Annotated in this window: 1 protein-coding gene and 1 pseudogene; one reads left to right on the plus strand and one right to left on the minus strand. The window is 63.2% G+C overall.

From position 1 onward, the window contains the following. Positions 1–647 precede the first annotated feature (647 nt). A pseudogene (locus BSB02_RS42825) lies at positions 648–764 on the minus strand (IS5/IS1182 family transposase); the annotation flags it as partial. 443 nt (positions 765–1,207) lie between these two features. Here BSB02_RS42825 and BSB02_RS39075 point away from each other — a divergent pair. Beyond that, the coding region (locus BSB02_RS39075; RefSeq protein WP_206185141.1) for a sensor histidine kinase at positions 1,208–2,732 on the plus strand (1,525 nt) is incomplete at its 3' end.

Below are 2,732 nucleotides of genomic sequence, written 5' to 3' on the forward strand. Positions count from 1 at the left end.
CAGCCAGCTAACCCGGCCTCCACGAAACTCGGCGCGGTTCACTTTATCAGCAGCTGGTCCGATCCTGGGACGGGAGTGTCCACATAGGCTTCGCGCAAAACCTCCGGGCCACCCGTTCCGTGCATGTAAATCGCTTGCATAGCAGCTCCGAGATGTCATGCCTGCGGCAACCAAGGCGTCGGACCTCCCACTCTCAGCCAATCTGCAAGCAGTCGCATCGGGCGAAGTCCTTATCCGGTCGTGGCAGCACACTCAGTCCACGGCAGGGGGCAGATCCGCGCCGCACCGCCACGCCCAGGCCCCGCCCGAGGTGTGGAAGCGGCGCTCCTGCCGGCCAGGGCGCCAAAGGACCGCCGGTGTATGGCTGGGCGCCGGCCACCGTGCGCTTGCAGGCCGAGCCCGGCTGCCGGCGCCGGCTGCTGGTCCGCCGCGGCTGACCCCAACGCCAAAGGCGAGCTGGAGCCGGCCTGCTATCTGTGCCACGCCCCGGTCGGCACCACGCTGGGACCCCATCGCCATCGCCGGAACCGGCTCGGCCATCGAGGAGCGCTTCCACGCCGTCAAGAACGAGACCGGTGGACCACGATCAGGTCCGGCGCTATGACGCCTGACACCGCCACATCGCTCTGGCGATGCTCGCCCACGCCCTGGCCTGGGCGATCGGTGGGAATCTGGATATTCCTCCCGTGTCGGTGATGCTTGCCGGAGTAGTACGGCTTCTCGTCGGCCAGCCGGTCGATGAGGATGAGGGTGCCGTCAAGGATGTCGACTGGCTCAGCTTTGAACTCCGCCAATCGGATCAGTGGCCGACGTCGCTCGCCGCACCGCTAGCAATAGCTCGGTTTGTCAATAGGAGTCGGGCCATCAGCTCATGCTCGTCGCGAAGGCAGCTTCACGCCCAACGTGCGACAGTGGGCTGCTACGGGTACGGACTCACCTTGCGAATTATTGGTAATCTCGAGGCTACTTGTGCACGCGCCCTGACGCAGTTCTCCACCGAGCCCAGAGACCACAGGGAACGTCGCCGGTGCACACACGAAATGTTCCACCTTTGGCCCATTGCACATTATTCCTCCGCGGTCCACAGTGGGTGTCAAAGATGTCGGAATACGCGAGGGAGCACGCCACGTTTCGGCTCTACCGGCGTCACACTGTGCGGGATTTTCGCGGCAGTCAGGCTCTATTTTCACGTAAGAAAGCGCCGTGCATGTTCTTCTCCCTCGTCAATGATGCGGAAGGGCCAGCCGAACAGGCGCTGCAGGCACTCGGTCGTCGTCAGGCAGCCAATGCACGGGTTGCGGCGGTCGCCGTTTCCGGAGCTCTGGAACTGATCGCCGGCTCCCATGCAAGCCCTGTCCTAACGTTCGTGGCGGTAGTCGCGGCAGTGATCGGCTGCATCATCTACTATGCCAATCTGATTGGGCCGAGAAAGAGCTGGCTCTTTGTCTTGGACGTCGTCCTGACCGCCGCATTCTGTCTGAGCCAGGCTATGACCGTATCGGCTGGCATCATGATGAGCGGCGCGGGGTGGGTTCAGACGAGCGCGTCCATCGCTGTGATCGTCTATCAATGGCACACCACCCCTGCCGGAGGCGCAGTCGCGACCTTGCTCATCACGGCCGCCTATTTGTTAGGACTGTCCACGCTCCCTTACCCGATAGATGCCGCGGTCTGGCTCAGAGCGCCATGGCTGATCGTCGAAGCAGTGCTTTCACGATGTCTCTGGGTGTTGCTGAAGCGCGGAGGCCGGCTCGCGGATGTCGAACGACAGCGTGACGAGCTCCTGAGATGTCAGCAAGCTGTCGCCGCGGCCAGGCGTGCCGAGGAACGCGAATACCTCGCTGCACTCCACGACACCGCAGCGACCACGTTGCTGCTTGTCAGCGCCGGGATGGCGGATACGCGGCGGGAATGGCTGTCGGAGCAGGCCCGTCGCGATGTGAAGGTGCTCATCGGCCAGCGCCGCTATCGACCAGGGTCGGTGGATCTTCGAGAGTTGATCCATCGGGAGGCGCAACGTGCGCCTCTGACGTCGGTCCGTATCAGTGCGCCATCGGATTCGCCGGTCCTGGTGCCTCCGGATCCTGCCGCTGCGATCTGCGGGAGCATATCCGAGGCGTTGGCAAACGTTGAACGTCACGCGGGCGTGGATAGCGCCTCGATTCATCTCGTACGGTTCGGCCAGGGAGTACTCGTCGAGGTGATCGATGAGGGCCGGGGCTTCGCACCAGATGAAGCCGTGTCCGGCCAGGGTTTGACACTCTCGATTATCGGCCGCATGGAGAGCGTAGGCGGCCGGGCATATGTGGATTCGCGCCCTGGTATCGGCACGAGGATCTCCCTTCAGTGGGTGCCCGAGGCGATGCGCCTGTCGAGCGCGGATACGGCGAAGCAGACCTCGATCCTCAACGTCGGTACTGCGGTGACGACCGCTGCTCGCTTCGAACGGGCATTGCAACTCGCCTTGCTCGCCGTCACGTCGACGATCCTGCTGACGTGGGAACTAGCGATGCTGATCACGCATGCGCATCTGTATCGATTCCTTTCCCTCCAGATCGTCGCGTTCACCCTCATGATCGCGGTCATCGGCTACTGCGCATTCCACATGATGAGAGGTCGGCTCCTAGGCCGAGAACGATGGGTGCTCGCAGGTATCATCGCCGTCGCGACGCTGCTGTCCACCTTGGGGGAGCCTTTTTCATCCTCTCGCGACCTCGTAGTTCTGCAGGACG

Source organism: Thermoactinospora rubra, from assembly GCF_002093975.1.
GTDB classification, from domain to species: Bacteria; Actinomycetota; Actinomycetes; order Streptosporangiales; family Streptosporangiaceae; genus Nonomuraea; species Nonomuraea rubra_A.